This window comes from Streptomyces sp. B1I3 (assembly GCF_030816615.1).
In the GTDB taxonomy this organism is placed as follows: Bacteria; Actinomycetota; Actinomycetes; order Streptomycetales; family Streptomycetaceae; genus Streptomyces.
Genome location: NZ_JAUSYD010000001.1, coordinates 5,329,320 through 5,347,963 on the forward strand (window position 1 = coordinate 5,329,320; position 18,644 = coordinate 5,347,963).

Below are 18,644 nucleotides of genomic sequence, written 5' to 3' on the forward strand. Positions count from 1 at the left end.
TCAGTCCTCCGCCGGAATGAGGCCGACGCTCTTGCGCATCAGCAGAAGGGTGACGGCCATGGCGATGGCGAAGAGCACGAGTGAGAGCACGCACGCGGCACCGGTGTTGAAGTTCTGGAAACCCATCGAGTAGACGAGCTGCGGCACCGTCAGGGTGGAGTGGTCCGGATACCCGGGCTGGATCACCGTGCCGGGACCGATGGAGACGCCCGAGGCGAGCTTCCCCGCGACGAGGGCCTGTGTGTAGTACTGCATCGTCTGCACGACGCCGGTGACGACGGCGAACAGCACGATCGGGGTGATGGCGGGCCAGGTGACGTAGCGGAACTTCGTCCAGGCACCCGCGCCGTCCAGTTCGGCGGCCTCGTACTGCTCCTTCGGCACGTCCAGCAGCGAGGCCATGAAGATGACCATCAGGTCGCCGATGCCCCACAGCGAGAGCAGCACGAGCGAGGGCTTCGACCAGTTCGGGTCGTTGAACCAGCTAGGGCCCTGCAGGCCGATCCACGAGAGCATCTCGTTGACCGGTCCGGTGGACGGGTTGAGAAGGAAGACGAAGGCGACCGTGGCCGCGACGGGCGGCGCCAGGTACGGGATGTAGAAGGCCGTGCGGAACAGTCCGACACCCGTCTTGATCTTCGTGATCAGCAGGCCGATGCCGAGGCCGAACACCACGCGCAGCGCGACCATCACGACGACCAGCCACAGCGTGTTCCACAGGGCCGGGCCGAACAGCGGCATCTGCTCCAGCACGTACCTCCAGTTCCGCAGCCCGACGAAGGTGGGCGCCTTGATCTGGTTGTAGTGCATGAACGAGAAGTACACGGTCGCGATCAGCGGGTAGCCGAAGAAGACCGAGAAGCCGACCAGCCAGGGCGAGAGGAATGCCAGCGTGCGCAGCCGTTCGCGGTTCCTCTTGCGTCGCAGGGGGGACTTGCGGGGGCCCGGTTCGGCCCCCCGCCCGGCGGACTTCGCCGAGGTGGAGAGGGAAAGTGCCATGACTCGGCTCCTCAGTTTTCCGACTGGAGGTTGTCGGCGTCGATCTGGTCGTCGAGTTCCTTCAGCGCGTGGTGCAGGTTCCTGGTCCTGCCCGCCTCGACGGACTGCGAGAAGTCGCCGAACGAGTTGATGTACTGGCCGCCGTTGTTCGAGGGCGGAACGGCCTGGCTGTGCGGGTTCTGCGCGATCTTGATGAAGGCGCGGAAGGCCGGATCGGCGTCCAGGTCGGGGGACTTGAGCGCGTCGAAGGTGGACGGCACGTTGTGGATCGCGTTGGCGAAGTGGACGACCGGCTCGGTGTCGATCGTCAGGTACTTCACCAGCTCCCACGCCGCGTTCTGGTGTCGGCTGCTGTGCGCGATGCCTGCCACGGTGCCCGTCAGATAGCCGCGCCCGTAGGTGTCGGCCTGGTCGTCCGGGACCGGCAGCGGGGCCACGTCCCACTCGAACTCCGCCTTGGCCTCCTTGAGCATCAGCCCACGCCACTCACCGTCCAGGTGCATGGCGAGCTTGCCGGTCAGGAAGCCGTTCTGGGACGACATCTCGTCACCGAAGCCGGCCCGGAGCCGTTCCATGGCGTCGTAACCGCCCTGCGCGTCGGACAGGGCGCGCATGGTGGTGAAGAACTCCTCGGTCTTGGGCTCGTCGGCGAGCTTCGCCCTGCCCTCACCGTCGAAGTACCGCGGGCCCCACTGCGCGAACATCCGGTCGGGGGCGTTCTGGTAGAGCTGGAAGTTCGGCATGAAGCCGGCGCGCTCGAGCGAGCCGTCCTTCTTCTTCCGCGTCAATTTGACCGCGTCGGCCTTCATCTCGGACATGGTGCGCGGGGGCCGGCTGATCCCCGCCTCCTCGAAGGCGTCCTTGTTGTAGTACATACCGAACGCGTCGGCGAGCAGAGGCGTCGCGCACTGCACGCCTTCGTACTGCGTGTAGTCCAGCAGGGTCTTGGGGAACACCTTCGCCTTGTCGATCCCGCTCTTCCTCAGGAAGGGGTCGAGATCCACCCACATGCCGGAGGAGCAGTACTGGCCGACGTTGTTGGTGGTGAACGAGGTGACGACGTCGGGCGCGTCGCCGCCACCGGCCCGGAGCGCCTGGTTGATCGTCTCGTCGCTCACGTTGCCGGTGGAGACGACGTCGATGTTGGGGTGGAGCTTCTCGAACCGGGCGATGTTCTCGTTGATCGCCTTGACCTCGCCGGGCGCCGACCACCCGTGCCAGAACTTCAGCGTGACCGGTTTCGTGGGGTCGTCGGTGTTGCTGCCGGTGCTCGGATTCGCGCAGCCGGACAGCAGCAGCGCGGCTGCGCCGAGCACCAGGGGCACGCGGGTACGAATGCGCCGTAGCGCCATGGCGGACTTCCTTCGCGGGGAGGGGGACGGGCGGTGGAGCGGGGAGGTGAAGGCCCCGTAGCCGGGGCGCGAGGGCGCTTCACCGGGCATGGCGGTGCCGTACGTGCCACCCGGGGCGGGTCGCACGGCGTGAGTGCGGGCCGGGTCAGGCGGTCAGGCGGTGTCGAAGACGGTGTCGCGCGCCTGGGCGAGGGCGGTGCGCAGCGCACCGGTCAGGATCGGGTCACCCTCGATGTCGCTGATGCGAAGGAGCGGCCGCGGCAGTGCGAGTCCGGTCATCTCGGCCTCGACCCGCTCGCGGAGTTCCTCGCCGCCGGTCTGGGCCACGAGGCCGGAGAGCACGACCAGCTCGGGATCGACCACGGCGACCACGGAGGCGAGGCCGGTGGCCAGCCTGCGGGCCACCTCGGCGCGCACGGCCTCGTCGGCGAGCGCTTCGGCCAGCGGCCTGCCCCCGGCGAGGTCGCGTACGGCGGGGACGGAGACCTGGCTCTGGAAGCCGCCTCCCGCGTCGGGTCCCGCCCAGTCGGTCGCACCGCCGCGTGCGAGCGGAGCGCCGGGCAGCGGCATGTAGCCGATCTCGCCCGCGCCTCCGGTGGCACCGCGCAGCAGGGTGCCGCCCAGCACGATCGCGGCGCCCACGCCCTCGTCGAGCCAGGCGAGCACGAAGTGGTCGTGGTCCTGCGCGGTGCCCTCGTACTGCTCGGCGACGGCGGCCAGGTTCACGTCGTTCTCGATGACGACCGGCCTGCCTACCACCTCGGCGAGGTCGGCGAGCAGGGTGCGCGAGTGCCATCCCGGCAGGTGGGGCGCGTAGCGCAGCTGCCCGGTGTGCGGGTCGATCGCTCCCGGGGTGCCCATCACCACGGCGGCGAGGTCCTCGTGGCCGAGACCGGTCGGGCGCAGGGCGCCGTCCACGGCCTCGGCGACCAGCTGGGCGGTGCGGTGCCGTACGTCCTCCGCGACGGCCTCGGCCTCCACGCGGCAGGATCCGACCACCGTCCCGGTGATGTCGGCGACCACGGCATCGATGCCGGTGGGCCCGACGGAGAGTGCCGCGACGTGGGCGGAGGCCGGGTCGATCTCGTAGAGCACGGCGTTGGGCCCGGGGCGTCCGCTCTGACTGCCCGTCGAGCGGACCAGACCCGCTTCCTCGAGCCGCGCCAGCAGCTGGGAGGCGGTGGGTTTCGAGAGCCCGGTCAGCTCGCCGATCCGGGTGCGGGTCAGGGGCCCCTGGGTGACCAGGAGATCGAGCGCCGCCCGGTCGTTCATGGCGCGCAGAACGCTGGGGGTGCCCGGTGTGGTCCCGGCCATGACTGACGCACCTGCCTCTGTTAGGAAACTTTCCTATCGGTGAGAGGACGGTATGGGCGGCGTCACCGAGCCGTCAATGGGAAGCGCCCCCGAGGCAACCAAAGCGTTACCTGCGGGGGCGCTGCGCACCGGCCGTCCGCAGCCGATCACTTCGTCATGACCGGCGGCGGTATCGGGGTCGCCGCCAGGGACTGCGGGGACGTCGTCGAGGCGTAGGCCGAGGGGGCCGCCATACCGGCCGTCGGGTCCACGACCGCGGCCCCGTCCGCGTCGTGGGGGAGGACGCCGACCATCCGGATGCCGGCGGAGTCCAGCGCCTGCTTGATCCGCCAGCGGAGCTCGCGCTCCACGCCCAGCGACTTGCCCGGCATGGTCTTCGCCGTGACCCGGACGGTCATGGAGTCGAGCAGGACGGCGTCCAGGCCCAGGACCTCCACCGGCCCCCACAGCCGCTCCGACCAGGGCTCCTCCTTGGTCATGGTCTCGGCCGCACCGGTGATCGCCTCGCGGACCAGGTCCAGGTCCTCCGCCGGACGGACGGTGACATCGACACCGGCCGTGGACCAGCCCTGGCTGAGGTTGCCGATCCGCTTCACCTCGCCGTTGCGGACGTACCAGATCTCGCCGTTGTCGCCGCGCAGCTTGGTCACCCGCAGGCCCACCTCGATGACCTCGCCCGAGGCGACCCCCGCGTCGATCTGGTCGCCCACGCCGTACTGGTCCTCGAGGATCATGAACACGCCGGAGAGGAAGTCGGTGACGAGGTTGCGCGCGCCGAAGCCCAGTGCCACACCCGCGACCCCGGCCGAGGCCAGCAGCGGGGCGAGATTGATCTGGAAGGCGCCCAGGATCATCAGCGCCGCCGTGCCGAGGATCAGGAACGACGTCACCGAGCGCAGGACGGAACCGATGGCCTCCGACCGCTGGCGGCGGCGTTCCGCGTTGACGAGGAGGCCGCCGAGTGCGGTGCCCTCCACCGCCTGGGCACTGCGGTTCATCCGGTCGATGAGGTTGGTCAGGGCACGCCGGATCGCGTACCGCAGCACGATCGCGATCGCCGCGATGAGCACGATGCGCAGACCGGTGTTCAGCCAGGTGGACCAGTTCTGCTCGACCCAGCCTGCGGCGTTCCCGGCCCGTTCGGCGGCTTCGTCCAGTGAGCCGACCGGCTCCGGTGACGGGGCCGCGGCCAGAAGGGCGGACAGGGACACGGCGGGGACCTCCTGATGGGTGACGGCAGACCAACCACAGTAACGAAGCCGGGGGAGTGGTTCGTTGCCGTCCGCGCACGAGAGACACGTCTCACCGGGGGATGCGCGCGGTGTGGCCGATCGCACAGTGCGGCCGCCGACGGTGGTCACGTGCCTGTTCCGTGGGGGTGGCGCCGGTGCGACCGGCCGGGTGGTGAGAAAAATCCCTCCGGCCCGTTACGCGTACGTGGTGGCGCTCGGACCAGGCGTGAGGCGAAACTGAGAGCGGATCGTCCCGGCGCGAGCCACGCGCCGCCGGCGTACAAGGAGGCATCCACCGTGCCGCACGTCCTGGTTCTCAACGCGTCGTACGAGCCGCTCGGCGTCGTACCGCTCCGCCGCGCGCTCGTCCTCGTCCTCGAGAACAAGGCCATCTGCCTCGAGGAGTCCGGCGCCTTCATGCACAGTGCCACCCGTGCCGTGCCGGCGCCCAGCGTCGTCCGCCTCAAGCGTTTCGTGCGGGTCCCCTACCGGGGGCCCGTGCCGCTGACCCGCAGGGCACTCTTCGCCCGGGACGGCGGCCGCTGCATGTACTGCGGCGCCGCCGCGACCAGCGTCGACCACGTCATCCCGCGCAGCCGCGGCGGTCAGCACGCCTGGGACAACGTGGTGGCGGCCTGCCGCCGCTGCAACCACGTCAAGGCCGACCGCCATCTGCCGGAGCTCGGCTGGCGGCTGCGCCACCAGCCCGCCCCGCCCAGCGGCCTCGCCTGGCGGATCATCGGGACCGGACACCGGGACCCGCGCTGGCTGCCCTACCTGCAGCCGTTCGGCGCGGACGACGTGATGGCCCGGATCGACGGCGTTTCCGCCTGAGTACCTGGGCCTTCGTCGTCCCGGGGCCCAGGTCTCCGCCGTCCCAGGTCTCCGCCGTCCCCGGGGCCGGGCTTGCCCTCCGGGCCCCAGGTCTACGCCGTCCGGGTCCTCCGGGGGCTCAGCCGGCTACGGCGTAGGCCTCCACCGACAGGAGTGAGTAGCCGTACTGCGTGGCCCGGGCGTCGCCCTGCACCCTGATGAAGCGGGTGTCCTTCGCGTCCATGCGGACCGACTCGGTCCCGCCCCTGCCCTCGCGCACGGTCGCCGCCGTGCGCCAGGTGCGGCCGTCGGCGGAGACCAGGACGCGGTAGCGGGAGGCGTAGGCCTCCTGCCAGCGCAGCACGACCTGGCCCAGCCTGACGGGTCCGGGCAGTTCGGCCTGCCACCAGGCGTCGTCCTGGACGGGTGAGGACCAGCGGGTCTCCGGGTCGCCGTCCGAGGCCGCAGCGGCCGGGAAGTCCGGGGTCTCGTCGCCGGACGAGGACGCCGTGGCCGTACGCAGCAGGTCGGGGCCCGCCGTACGCGGGAAGGCCCGCACGGTCAGCGTGCTCTCCTCCTCGCCGAAGCTCAGCGGCACCTCGTACTCACCCGCCGGGGTGTCCGCCGGCACGGTGATGTCCACGGGTACGTCGGTACGGGAGCCGCGCGGAACCGTCGTCCGCCCGGGCACCTTCACCTCGATGCCCTCGGGGGCCTTCGCGGTCAGGGTGCCCGTCACCTCCGCGGGGCGCCCGCCCGCCAGCCGCGCCGCGACCCGCTGCGTGCCGCCGCCGATCACGGCGTCCGTCTCCCCGCGTACGAGGTCGAGCCGGGCGGCCGGCTCGTCACCGAACCACGGGACCAGGGCCCGCACCGCCGTGAAAGGAGCACCGGGGCCCACGGCGGCCGGAGGCGTGTCCGTGACGCTCTGGGCGCGGGAGCCGACGAGGGCCGCGCGGGCGGAGGGCACGGTGACCCGCAGGGCGTCCGCCCGCAGACCCTTCGCCGGTGTCTGGGTCCAGCCGGCCGCCGTCAGGGAGCCGAGTCCGCGCCAGCCCTGGCCCGGCACGTGCGCCTCCAGCACCGCGTCCGCCGTCCCGCGGCCCGGTTCGGCCAGTGTGGTGACGGCCTCGACCGGGCGGGCCCGGCCGAGGCGGACCGTGTAGCTGTGCGTGTCCCGGTGCACCGTTCCCGCGTCGCGATCCGTGCCGTTCCAGGCGTCGGCCTCCTTGCCGACCCGCGCCAGGAAGGGCCCGAGCACGCCCTCGCCGACCGTCGCGCCGCTCGCCCCGATCGTCTCGCGCAGCGGCTCGAGCTCCAGCTGGTACCTCCAGGCGGCCGCCCCGTCGCCGCGGGCCTGGGCCTGCAGCAGGTCGACGGCGAGTTCGCCGGCCCGGCCGTACCGGGCCAGCTGCTCGCTCCACGGCCGCACCTCGGCGTCCAGCCGGCCGTCCACGATCGACTTCAGCTGCCGCGGGGCCCGCCGCATCACGCCGAACGCCTTCCTCAGCTCCCGTGCCGCCGCGTCCCTGGCGGCCGGGCCGGCCGCGCGGGACGTCCAGAACGCGGCGAGCAGCGGCTTCAGGTACGCGGACTCCTCACCGCCCAGCACCGAGGCGGCGCTGTTTCCCGCCAGGGCCCGCAGGGCGGCCCTGGCGGCGGGGTCGCCGCCCGCCAGCTCGTCCGTCGCCGCCTGCCAGGACTCCTGCGGCCGGTATCCCTTCGGGTTCCAGGCGAAGTCCGCGGCCGTGAACAGGGGGATCCGGGACGCCGAGGACTGCTCCATGGCATTGGCCAGCAGGGCCGCCGAACCACCGGCCACCGCGGGTTCCCGGCCGGTGTAGGGGCCGAGGAGGATCCGGTCCTGCGCGTAGTCGTTGACCGGGTAGTTGTCCATGGTGACCAGCGGATGACGCAAGGCCGCCCGCGCACCGGCCAGTTCCCGCCCGGTGATGGTCCGCGGTACGACGCCGACTCCGGTCCAGGCCACCTGCACCCGGTCGTCCAGGGCGGCGGCGAGCGCCGTGCGGTAGTCGGTGGCGCCGTCCTGGTAGAACTCCGTCGGCATGACGGAGAGGGGCTCCGCGCCGGGGTGGCGGTCCAGCAGGTGGCGGGCGACCGCGCCGGCGACCCGGGCCTGGGCCCTGGCCGCCGCCTGTGGCCCGCTGCCGAACGTCTCCGCGTCCTCGTCGCAGTGCCATTCGCTGTAGCTGACGTCCTGGAACTGCAGCTGGAAGACCCGGAAGCCCAGCGCCCACATGGCGTCGATCTTCCGGTTCAGCGCCTTCACGTCCGCGTCCGACGACATGCACATGGCCTGCCCGGGCGAGACGGCCCAGCCCAGCGTCACATGCTGTGCGCGTGCTCTCCCGGCCAGTGTGCGGAAGCCGTCGCGCTGCCCGGCGGGGTACGGCTCGCGCCAGCGGGCCTGCCGGTAGGGGTCGTCGCCCGCCGCGTAGAGGTAGCGGTTCTGTTTCGTGCGTCCCATGAACTCGATCTGGGCGAGTCGCTCCTCGCCGGTCCACGGCTGCCCGTAGAAGCCCTCGGTGATACCGCGACTGGCCGTCCCCGGCCAGTCGCGGACGACGGCCCCGGCGACGGTGCCGTCCGTGACGAGGCGGCGCAGGGTCTGGACGCCGTGGAAGAGCCCGTCCTCCCCGACACCGTCCAGGGCGACGGTGGGCCGCTCCTGGGCGCTGCCGACGGCGAGGCGGTAGCCGCCGGACGGCAGGTCGGCGCGGTCGGGGGCGCCCAGGGCCCGCAGCGCCCGGCCGGCGCCCGTGCCCCCGAGCCGGATCACCGGGCCGCGGCCGGGCAGGGCGTCGTGCACCGTACGCACGCCGGCGTCGCGCAGGAGTGCCCGGAGCTCGTCGAGGGCGTAGGGATCGGCGTCCGCGTCGGCGAGGAGGGTGACCTCGGTCCCCAGCTCCACCGGCCTGCCGGACGCCTCGATGCTCTGGGGCCGGGGGCCAGACGGCGGGCAGCCGGGCCGTGCCGGTGCGGTCCGTGGTGGTCGTCGCGGGAGTACCGGGGGCGGCCGGGGCCGCGACGACGGCCGGGGCGAACGGGCCGAGCAGTCCGCCGATCACGGCGACGGCGAGAGCCGTCGCATGCCTCCTGCGCCCGAACCGCACGCCGCTCTCCTCGTCCTGGTCCTCGGGGCCTCTCGTCCGGACCGGGCCCCTGCGCACGTGGGCCCGCGGACGAGGGGCCCTGGTCCCGGCCCTCGCCCCGCCGATGGGCTCCGACCCCACCATCCGGGCGGGAAGGTGTCAACGTGCGTGGCCGTTGTGGCGGATATTGCCCGATGTGTCACAGGGTGCGAGATATCGGTACCGGCGGGAGACTCGCCGGGTGGCCGAAAACCGCCCATACCCGACGTCTGGGGGAACGGAATGTGACCCGCAGCACGTTGAGCTCGTTGTCGTAACGCATATGTCACGTCCACGCCTGCCTCCGCACCAGTTGGGTAGGCCTGCTGTGTCCTGTTGTCCACGGCCAGGAGGCCACCGTGCCCGCTTCCGCGCAGCTTCTGCTCTCCGCCCTCTCCAAACAGGTACCGAACCAGACGGACGCCGCCGCGCCCTCCGGAGGCGATCGCCTCCCGTCCGTCGCCGCACCGTGGATGATCAGCGAGCTGCCGCTCGCCCACGTGTCGCACCAGGCCGGTGAACCCGCGTTCGCCGACGCCGCCCCGCTGACCAGCGAGCCTCCGCTCGCCGACGCCACACCTCTCACGAGCGAGCCTCCGCTCGCCGCCGTCGCCCCTCTGACCAGCGAGCCGACAGCACCCGGCACCGCAGGGGGCATGGAGTCCCCAGGAGTCTGAATGGGCTTGTCCCGGCTCGCCGCACTGCACGGCGTCGCCACCTCCTTCTCCCCGTCCGCGGACGTCACGGTGTCCGTCCCCGACGACACGGTCACGGCCGTGCTCGCCGCCCTGGGCGTCGACGCCGCCACCCCCGAGGACGTACGAAGATCCCTCGCCGCGGCCGAGTCGGCGGCGGCCTCCCGACTGCTTCCGCCGACGGTGGTGGTCTGGTCGGGAGAGCCGCTGCCGCCGGCGCTGGCCGCGCTGCCGCCCGGCGCGGCCCTGACGGTCGACCTGGAGCCGGGAAGCACCGACGCGTCGCAGCCGCTGCGGATGCGGGTGCCCGGACCGGAAGGGGCGCCTCCCGCCGCAGGCGAGCCCACCGCCGCCTGCTGGTGGACCGAACCGCCCCTGGGGGTCCACCGGCTGACCGCCCGTACGCCCGACCACCGCCACGCCACCGCCGTACTCGTCGTCGCACCGGACCGCGTACCCCAGCCTCCGGCCCGCACGCACGGATTCCTCGTCCAGCTGTACTCGCTGCTCTCCGCCCGCTCCTGGGGCATGGGCGACCTGGGCGACCTGGCCGACCTCGCCGCCTGGTCGGGGCGCACGCTGCAGACCGGGTTCGTCCAGGTCAACCCGCTGCACGCCGCCGTACCCGGCAGACCCACCGACCCCTCCCCCTACCGCCCCTCGTCCCGGCGCTTCCCCGACCCCGTCCACCTGCACATCGAGTCGATCCCCGAGTACGGGCACGTGGCCGAGCCGGGCCGGGCGCTCCTGGACGACCTGCGCCAGGAGGCCGCGGCCCTGCGCGAGGCCGTGCTGAACAAGGGCGCGCTGATCGACCGGGACGCCGTCTGGGCGCTCAAGAGGCAGGCCCTGGAACTCATCCACCAGGTCCCCCTCACCCCCGGCCGCCGCGCCGCCTACTGCGACTTCCTCGCCGAGCAGGGACAGGCCCTGGAGGACCACGCGCTGTGGTGCGCCCTGGCCGAGGTGCACGGCCCCCGGTGGCGCGGCTGGCCCGCCGGACTCCGCGACCCGCGCTCCCTCCTGACCACCCGCGCCCGCACCGAACTCCTGGACCGGGTCGACTTCCACTGCCGGCTCGCCTGGCTGACGGACACCCAGCTCGCCACCGCCCAGAGCGCCGCCCGGGAGTCCGGGATGGCCGTCGGGATCGTCCACGACCTCGCCGTCGGCGTCCACCCCGACGGCGCCGACACCTGGGCCCAGCAGGACGCCTTCGCCCAGGGCATGTCCGTCGGCGCGCCCCCGGACGCCTTCAACGCGCACGGCCAGGACTGGGGGCTGCCGCCGTGGCGCCCCGACGCACTGGCCGCCTCCGGCTACGCCCCCTACCGCGCCCTCCTGCGCGGTCTCCTCGCCCACGCCGGGGCCCTGCGCATCGACCACGTCATGGGCCTCTTCCGGCTCTGGTGGGTCCCCGAGGGCCGCCCGCCCACCGAGGGCACCTACGTCGCCCAGGACGCCGACGCGATGCTCGCCGTCCTCGTCCTGGAGGCACAGCGCGCCGGTGCCGTCGTCATCGGGGAGGACCTCGGGACGGTCGAGCCCGGCGTACGGGAGGTGCTCGCCCGGCGCGGGGTGCTCGGCACCTCCGTGCTCTGGTTCGAGCGCGACTGGGGCGGTACGGGGCGGCCGCTGCCCCCGGAGGAGTGGCGCGAGGACTGCGTGGCCACGGCGACCACCCACGACCTGCCGTCCACCGCCGCCCGGCTGACGGGCGACCACGTGACGCTCCGCCACCGCCTCGGGCTGCTCACCCGCCCCCTGGAGCAGGAGCTCGCCGAGGACGCCGCCGACACCACCGAGTGGCTCGCCTACCTGGCCCGGCTGCGGATGCTGCCGGAGGGCGAGCGCGACGAGGAGGCCGCCGTCCGCGCCGTCCACCGCTTCCTGCTGCGCACCCCGGCCCGCATGGCCGGGGTCTGGCTCCCGGACACCGTGGGCGACCGCCGCCCGCAGAACCTCCCGGGCACCTGGGACCAGTACCCCAACTGGCGCCTGCCCGTCGCCGACGCGGAGGGCCACCCCGTCACCCTGGAGCAGATCGCCACATCGCCCCGACTGCACCGGCTGATGGACGTCCTGAGGCCCCGGAGGCCTCGTACGGCACCCCCGGACGCGCGCCGCTCCTAGGCGTTCGCTACGTTTGCACCGTGGACAAGAAGAACGCTATGCGCGCCGGCGCCGTCGCGGCCGGTACGACGCTGATGATGCTGCTCATGTCGTCCCCCGCGCTCGCGCTCACGCGTGACGACGGTGACGACCCGGGCCCGGGCCTGAGCGTGATGGAGACGCTCGGCCTCTACGTCGCGGCGCCCATCGTCCTGTTCCTGGTGATCGTTGGCCTCGTCATGGTCCTCGACAAGTCCAAGAAGCAGGCCTAGAGACGCTTCGCGGGTGCGCCGCCGGTACCTCGTACCGCGCGGCGCACCGGCATGTCCGGGCCCGGGTAGGTTTCGGCCATGACCGAGTGGGACGTCAAGAAGCTCCGCATCCTGCGCACCCTGCGTGACCGGGGCACGGTCACCGCGACGGCCGAGGCCCTCCTGATGACCCCGTCGGCCGTCTCGCAGCAGCTCACCAACCTGTCGAAGCAGCTCGGGGTGCCGCTCCTGGAGGCCCAGGGCCGCCGGGTACGGCTCACCGACGCGGCGCACCTCGTGCTGCGCCACGCGGAGACGGTCTTCGCCCAGCTGGAACGGGCCGACGCCGAGTTGACCGGCTATCTCCGTGGCGAGGCGGGGCAGGTGCGGGTCGGTGCCTTCTCGACGGCGGTCCCCGCCCTCGTCGTACCCGCGGTGCGGCTCCTGCGGGCGGAGGACCGGCCGGGTCCCGACGTCCGCGTACGGGAGGCGGAGGCCGCACAGGCGTACGAGCTGCTCTCGGCCGGTGACGTGGACCTCGCGCTCTCCCTGGCGGCGCACGCCCCGACGGCGCGCGACCCCCGGTTCACCCTGCTGCCGCTGCTCGCCGATCCGCTGGACGTGGCCCTGCCGGCGGACCACCCCCTCGCCCGGGCCCCCGGTCTGCGCCTGGCCGACCTGGCATCCGAGCCCTGGATCTTCGGGGGGTCGGGTCCCTGGTCGCAGATCACGACCGCCGCCTGCGAGGCGGCGGGCTTCGTGCCCGAGCAGGCCCACAGCGCCTCCGGCTGGACCGCCATCCTCGCCATGGTCGAGGCGGGCATGGGCGTCGCGCTGATCCCCCGGATGGCCTCGGCGCCCGACCGTCCCCGCGCGGGCGTCGCCATGCGGGTCCTGGACGCCGACCGGCCGCACCGCCATGTCGTGGCGGCGGTGCGGCAAGGAGCCGAGCAAGGCCCCGCGGTGGCCCGGGTGCTGGCGGCGCTGCGGCGGGCGGCCGCAGCATCTGTTAAGCAGTCCTGAAAGAACCGTACGAAAACTTTCGATGGACCTGATGGGTCGTGGGGTACGACAGTCGTTCCATGACCACCGACGCGAACGAGACCGCATTCCACGACACCGACCCCCATGCCAATGACGCGGCCCCCTACGGCGGCGGCGACCCGTACGCCGACTACCGCACCGCCACCGACCTGCCCTTCACCGACCTCGTCGACCTCGCGGACCGCCGGCTCGGCGCGGGCGTGATCGCCGCCGGCGACGAGTTCTTCGCCGAGCGCGAGAACCTCCTGATCCGCGAGCCCGCCGTCTTCGACCCCGAGCGCTTCGGCCACAAGGGCAAGATCATGGACGGCTGGGAGACCCGCCGCCGCCGTGGCACCGACGGCGCCCACCCCTTTCCCGCCCCCGACGACCACGACTGGGCGATCATCCGGCTCGGCACCCCCGGCGTCATCCGGGGCATCGTCGTCGACACCGCGCACTTCCGGGGCAACTACCCCCAGCGCGTCTCCGTCCAGGCGACCGCCGTCGAGGGCGCCCCGAGCCCCGACGACCTCCTCGCCGACGACGTGAAGTGGGAGGAGCTCGTCCCGCCGACCCCCGTACGCGGCCACGCGGCCAACGCCTTCGAGATCACGGACGACCACCGGTACACCCACGTCCGCCTCTGCCAGCACCCCGACGGAGGCATCGCCCGCCTCCGCGTCCACGGCGAGGTCGTACCCGACCCGGCCTGGCTCGCGGCACTGGGAACGATCGACCTGATCTCGATCCTCAACGGCGGCACGTACGAGGACGCCTCGGACCGCTTCTACTCCTCACCGGCGCAGATCATCCTGCCCGGTACCTCCCGCAAGATGGACGACGGCTGGGAGAACCGCCGCCGCCGGGTCCGCGACACCAACGACTGGGTCCGCTTCCGCCTGCCCGCCCAGGGCGCGGTGCGCGCGGTCGAGATCGACACCGCCTATCTCAAGGGCAACGCGGCAGGCTGGATCAGCCTCCACGGCCGCGACGGCGAGACCGGCGAATGGTTCGAGATCATTTCCCGCACCAGACTGCAGCCGGACACCCTGCACCGCTTCGTCCTGGACGCCGAGGCCGTGGTCACCCACGTACGCCTCGACGCCTTCCCCGACGGCGGAGTGGCCCGCATGCGCCTGCACGGGTCCCTGACGGAGGCCGGAACGGCCGATCTGACCCGCCGCTACGAGCGATCCGCCTCGTAGCCCCCGCTCCCGCCCGGCGGACGGCTGCGCCTCTGCGCCTGCCCGCCGGGCGGTTACCAACCTCTAGGCGGTGGCCGCCGCCGCGTCCGCCGCCTGGGCTTTGAGCGCGCGCTCGACGCCCGCACGGGACTCCGACATCAGCCGCCGCAGCGCGGCACTCGGCTGCGCCGACTCCAGCCACGCGTCCGTGGCGTCCAGGGTCTCCTGCGAGACCTGGAGAGCCGGGTACAGGCCGACCGCGATCTGCTGGGCCATCTCGTGACTGCGCGAGTCCCAGACGTCCTTCACAGCCGCGAAGAACCTCTCCGTGTACGGAGCCAGCAGCTCACGCTGCTCCGTCTGCACGAAGCCGCCGATGACCGCCTCCTGGAGGGAGTTCGGCAGTTTGTCGGACTCGACGACCGACGCCCACGCCTCGGCCTTGGCCTCCTCGGACGGCTGCGCGGCGCGCGCGGACGCCGCGTGGCGCTCGCCCGCCGCCGTCCTGTCACGCTCGTACTCGGCGGTGATCTCCTCCTCGTCCAGCAGACCGGTAGCCGCCAGACGCTGCACGAACGCCCAGCGCAGCTCCGTGTCCACGGCGAGGCCCTCGATCTCCTGCGTGCCGTTGAGCAGTGCCTGCAGCAGGTCCAGGTGGAGCGGGCTGCGGGCAGTCGCCGCGAAGGCGCGGGCCCACGCGAGCTGGTGGTCGCTGCCCGGCTCCGCCGCACGCAGGTGCGCCAGCGTGGCCTCGGTCCACCGGGAGAGGCCCGCCTCGCGCCACTCGGGCGCCGCGTACAGGTCCAGCGCCAGCTTCACCTGGCGGTGCAGCGACTGGACGACGCCGATGTCCGACTCCTTGCCGATCCCTGAGAGGACCAGCGCCAGGTAGTCCCGCGTCGCCATTTCGCCGTCGCGCGTCATGTCCCAGGCGGAGGCCCAGCTCAGGGCGCGCGGCAGGGACTCCGCGAAGTCACCCAGATGCGCGGTGACGACCCGCAGCGACTCCTCGTCGAGGCGGACCTTCGCGTACGACAGGTCGTCGTCGTTGAGCAGGACGACCGCCGGGCGGGCCGTGCCGGCCGGGAAGGGCACCGCGGTGCGCTCGCCGTCGACGTCCAGCTCGATGCGCCGCGTACGGACCAGCTTTCCGGCCGCGTCGAGGTCGTAGCAGCCGATGGCGATCCGGTGCGGGCGCAGTGTCGGCTCGCCCTTGGCGCCGGCGGGCAGCGCCGGGGCCTCCTGCAGGACGGTGAAGGAGGAGACGTGACCGTGTTCGTCGGTCTCGATCTCCGGGCGCAGGATGTTGATGCCGGCCGTCTCCAGCCATGCCTTCGACCAGGTCTTCAGGTCACGGCCGGAGGTCTCCTCCAGGGCGCCCAGCAGGTCGGACAGGCGCGTGTTCCCGAACGCGTGCGCCTTGAAGTACGCCTGCACGCCCTTGAAGAACTCGTCCATGCCGACGTACGCCACGAGCTGCTTCAGGACGGAGGCGCCCTTGGCGTACGTGATGCCGTCGAAGTTCACCAGGACGTCGTCGAGGTCCCGGATGTCCGCCATGATCGGGTGCGTGGACGGCAGCTGGTCCTGGCGGTAGGCCCACGTCTTCATGGAGTTGGCGAACGTCGTCCAGGAGTGCGGCCACCGGGAACCCTCGGCGTACGCCTGGCAGGCGATCGAGGTGTACGTGGCGAACGACTCGTTCAGCCAGAGGTCGTTCCACCACTCCATGGTGACCAGGTCGCCGAACCACATGTGGGCCAGCTCGTGGAGGATGGTCTCGGCCCGCACCTCGTACGCCGCGTCCGTGACCTTGGAGCGGAACACGTACTGGTCGCGGATGGTGACCGCGCCGGCGTTCTCCATGGCGCCCGCGTTGAACTCCGGGACGAAGAGCTGGTCGTACTTGGCGAACGGGTACGCGTAGTCGAACTTCTCCTGGAACCACTCGAAGCCCTGCCGCGTGACCGCGAAGATCTCGTCCGCGTCGAGGTACCCGGCGAGCGAGGGGCGGCAGTAGATGCCCAGCGGCACCACCTGGCCGTCCTTCTCGTAACTGCTGTGCACCGCGTGGTACGGGCCGGCGATCAGGGCCGTGATGTACGTGGAGATGCGCGGCGTCGGCTCGAAGGACCAGACGTCGTCCTCAGGCTCGGGCGTCGGCGAGTTGGAGATGACGGTCCAGCCGGCCGGCGCCTTCACGGTGAAGCGGAAGGTCGCTTTCAGGTCGGGCTGTTCGAAACTCGCGAACACGCGCCGGGCATCCGGCACCTCGAACTGTGTGTAGAGATAGGCCTGTTCGTCGACGGGGTCGACGAACCGGTGCAGGCCCTCACCGGTGTTGGTGTACGAGCAGTCGGCGACGACCTTCAGCTCGTTGGCGCCGGCCTGCAGGTGCTTCAGCGCGATACGGGAGTCGCGGAAGACGGCGGCGACGTCCAAGGCCCTGCCGTTCAGCACGACCTCGTGCACGGCCGGGGCGACCAGGTCGATGAAGGTCTCCGCACCGGCTTCGGCGGAGTCGAAGCGCACGGTGGTGACGGACCGGTAGGAGCCGCCCTCCTGCGCCCCGGAGAGATCGAGATCGATCTCGTACGCGTCCACGGTCAGCAGGCGCGCCCGCTCCTGTGCCTCTTCGCGGGTCAGATTCGTGCCAGGCACGCGGTCATCTCCTTGATCTATGACGTTTTCGGTCATCCTTCCACGTGGGATGCGTACAACGCGATGTCCGTTTTCCGCCGGACCCGTGGCGTCGTCCGGGCGACGCTCGGAGCATGACCCGCTACGAAGCACTGCCCATCGATCCCACCGCACTCGAGGAGCTCCGAGCGAGCGACGACGCGGGACGCCCCTGCGCCCCGTACACGGCGACGGAAGGGGGTGAGCCACTGCGCTGCTGCCTGCGGGGCGCCGAGCCGCAGGAGCGGATCGCGCTCGTCTCCTACGCGCCGCTGCGGCGCTGGGCGGCGCGGACCTGGGCGCGTCCCGGCGCGTACGACGAGCAGGGGCCGGTCTTCATCCACGCCGAGGAGTGCGAGGGGCCGGCGCCGGACCGGGCCGGATACCCGTTCTCGCGGGCGGGCGCGCTGCGTACCGTCCGCCGCTACAGCGCGGAGGGCCACATCGTCGGCGGCCGGCTGCTGGAGCTCCCCGCCGACGAGGAGCGGGGGTACGACGAGGCGCTCGCGGAGGCCTTCGCCGACCCGCGGGTGGCGCTGGCGCACGTGCGGGCCGTGGAGTACGGGTGCTTCCACTTCGAGGTGCGACGGCATGACGCCGACGGGTAGCACCGATTGTCCTACCTTCACGGCCCTGCGCCGGCACCTCACCCTCTGATCCGGGCGCGGACAGCGCGAGAGGGGCGGCCACCGGACTCCGGTGGCCGCCCCTCTCGGTGCGACGTCGACGGGGTGGGCGTCAGGCGTTGAGCTCGGCCGCCACCAGCTCCGCGATCTGGATCGCGTTCAGCGCGGCGCCCTTGCGCAGGTTGTCGTTGGAGACGAACAGCGCCAGCCCGTGCTCGACGGTCTCGTCGACCCGGATGCGGCCCACGTACGAGGCGTCCTGGCCGGCCGCCTGGAGCGGGGTCGGGATCTCCGAGAGCTCGACGCCCTCGGCGTCCTTCAGCAGCTCGTAGGCGCGCTCGACGCCGATCGGGCGGGCGAAACGGGCGTTGATCTGGAGCGAGTGACCGGAGAAGACCGGGACCCGGACACAGGTGCCGGACACCTTGAGCTCCGGGATCTCGAGGATCTTGCGGGACTCGTTGCGGAGCTTCTGCTCCTCGTCCGTCTCGAAGGAGCCGTCGTCGACGATCGAACCGGCGAGCGGCAGCACGTTGAAGGCGATCGGGCGCTTGTACACACCCGGCTCGGGGAAGTCGACGGCGCCACCGTCGTGCGTGAGCTTGTCCGCGTCGGCGACGACCGCGGACGCCTGGCCGTGCAGCTCAGCGACGCCCGCGAGACCGGATCCGGACACCGCCTGGTACGTGGCGACGGTCAGCGCCTCCAGGCCCGCCTCCTGGTGCAGCGGGCGCAGTACGGGCATGGCGGCCATCGTCGTGCAGTTCGGGTTGGCGATGATGCCCTTGGGGCGGTCCTTGATCGCGTGCGCGTTGACCTCGGAGACCACCAGCGGGACCGCGGGGTCCTTGCGCCAGGCGGAGGAGTTGTCGATCACGACGGCACCCTGGGAGGCGACCTTCTCGGCCAGGGCCTTGGAGGTCGCGCCGCCGGCGGAGAACAGCACGATGTCCAGACCGGTGTAGTCGGCCGTGGAGGCGTCCTCGACCGTGATGTCGGTGCCCTCGTAAGCGATCGTGGAGCCCGCGGAACGCGCGGAGGCGAAGAGCCGCAGCTCGGCGACGGGGAACTTCCGCTCGGCCAGAATGCTGCGCATGACTGTGCCGACCTGACCGGTGGCGCCGACGATTCCGACCTTCACGGGAACTCCTTCAAACGTACGAACGGGCACGGTTGCCGGTCCATGATGCGTCTGTCCACGGCTCCCTT

General features: G+C 72.2%; 13 protein-coding genes and 1 pseudogene. 7 read left to right on the forward strand and 7 right to left on the reverse strand.

What is annotated here, in order from left to right; translation table 11 throughout:
• The 4 genes from QFZ58_RS24280 to QFZ58_RS24295 form a co-directional block, all read right to left on the reverse strand.
• Positions 1-999, reverse strand: a complete 999-nt coding sequence (locus QFZ58_RS24280) for a carbohydrate ABC transporter permease (RefSeq protein WP_307127013.1) — start codon at positions 997-999, stop codon at positions 1-3.
• Between the two features lie 11 nt (positions 1,000-1,010).
• Entirely contained in the window at positions 1,011-2,351 is a 1,341-nt protein-coding gene (locus QFZ58_RS24285; RefSeq protein WP_307128974.1) for an ABC transporter substrate-binding protein, read from the reverse strand.
• A 153-nt stretch (positions 2,352-2,504) separates the two neighbouring features.
• Complete coding sequence (locus QFZ58_RS24290) at positions 2,505-3,665, reverse strand: ROK family transcriptional regulator (protein ID WP_307127014.1); 1,161 nt, start codon at positions 3,663-3,665, stop codon at positions 2,505-2,507.
• 146 nt (positions 3,666-3,811) lie between these two features.
• A complete protein-coding gene (locus QFZ58_RS24295) occupies positions 3,812-4,876 on the reverse strand; it encodes a mechanosensitive ion channel family protein (RefSeq protein ID WP_307127015.1) in 1,065 nt (354 codons plus the stop codon).
• Positions 4,877-5,194: 318 nt separating this feature from the next.
• Between QFZ58_RS24295 and QFZ58_RS24300 the strand changes: the two genes are divergently transcribed.
• Entirely contained in the window at positions 5,195-5,731 is a 537-nt protein-coding gene (locus QFZ58_RS24300; protein ID WP_104785722.1) for an HNH endonuclease, read from the forward strand.
• A 118-nt stretch (positions 5,732-5,849) separates the two neighbouring features.
• On the opposite strand, the pseudogene QFZ58_RS24305 reads toward QFZ58_RS24300, so the two are convergent.
• Positions 5,850-8,844, reverse strand: a pseudogene (locus tag QFZ58_RS24305) (beta-N-acetylglucosaminidase domain-containing protein).
• A 377-nt stretch (positions 8,845-9,221) separates the two neighbouring features.
• On the opposite strand from QFZ58_RS24305, the gene QFZ58_RS24310 reads away from it, so the two are divergent.
• The 5 genes from QFZ58_RS24310 to alc all read left to right on the forward strand — a co-directional run bounded on the left by QFZ58_RS24310 (position 9,222) and on the right by alc (position 14,151).
• On the forward strand, positions 9,222-9,539 hold the full coding sequence (locus QFZ58_RS24310; protein WP_307127016.1) for a hypothetical protein: 318 nt from the start codon (positions 9,222-9,224) through the stop codon (positions 9,537-9,539).
• The gene (gene malQ / locus QFZ58_RS24315; protein WP_307127017.1) at positions 9,540-11,690 is read left to right on the forward strand and encodes a 4-alpha-glucanotransferase; all 2,151 of its coding nucleotides are present in this window, start codon (positions 9,540-9,542) and stop codon (positions 11,688-11,690) included. It begins immediately after the preceding gene.
• 38 nt (positions 11,691-11,728) lie between these two features.
• A complete protein-coding gene (locus QFZ58_RS24320; protein WP_307128975.1) occupies positions 11,729-11,941 on the forward strand; it encodes a hypothetical protein in 213 nt (70 codons plus the stop codon).
• Between the two features lie 78 nt (positions 11,942-12,019).
• A complete protein-coding gene (locus QFZ58_RS24325) occupies positions 12,020-12,943 on the forward strand; it encodes a LysR substrate-binding domain-containing protein (RefSeq protein WP_307127018.1) in 924 nt (307 codons plus the stop codon).
• Positions 12,944-13,002: 59 nt separating this feature from the next.
• Positions 13,003-14,151: an allantoicase gene (alc, locus tag QFZ58_RS24330; RefSeq protein WP_307127019.1), complete on the forward strand. Its 1,149-nt coding sequence runs from the start codon at positions 13,003-13,005 to the stop codon at positions 14,149-14,151.
• A gap of 63 nt (positions 14,152-14,214) precedes the next feature.
• On the opposite strand, the gene pepN is transcribed toward alc, so the two are convergent.
• On the reverse strand, positions 14,215-16,791 hold the full coding sequence (pepN, locus tag QFZ58_RS24335; RefSeq protein WP_307127020.1) for an aminopeptidase N: 2,577 nt from the start codon (positions 16,789-16,791) through the stop codon (positions 14,215-14,217).
• A gap of 113 nt (positions 16,792-16,904) precedes the next feature.
• On the opposite strand from pepN, the gene QFZ58_RS24340 reads away from it, so the two are divergent.
• Positions 16,905-17,417, forward strand: coding sequence for a DUF1203 domain-containing protein (locus tag QFZ58_RS24340; RefSeq protein WP_307127021.1), 513 nt, complete (start codon positions 16,905-16,907; stop codon positions 17,415-17,417).
• 130 nt (positions 17,418-17,547) lie between these two features.
• Here QFZ58_RS24340 and QFZ58_RS24345 read toward each other — a convergent pair whose 3' ends face one another.
• Complete coding sequence (locus QFZ58_RS24345) at positions 17,548-18,576, reverse strand: aspartate-semialdehyde dehydrogenase (RefSeq protein ID WP_307127022.1); 1,029 nt, start codon at positions 18,574-18,576, stop codon at positions 17,548-17,550.
• Positions 18,577-18,644 lie beyond the last annotated feature (68 nt).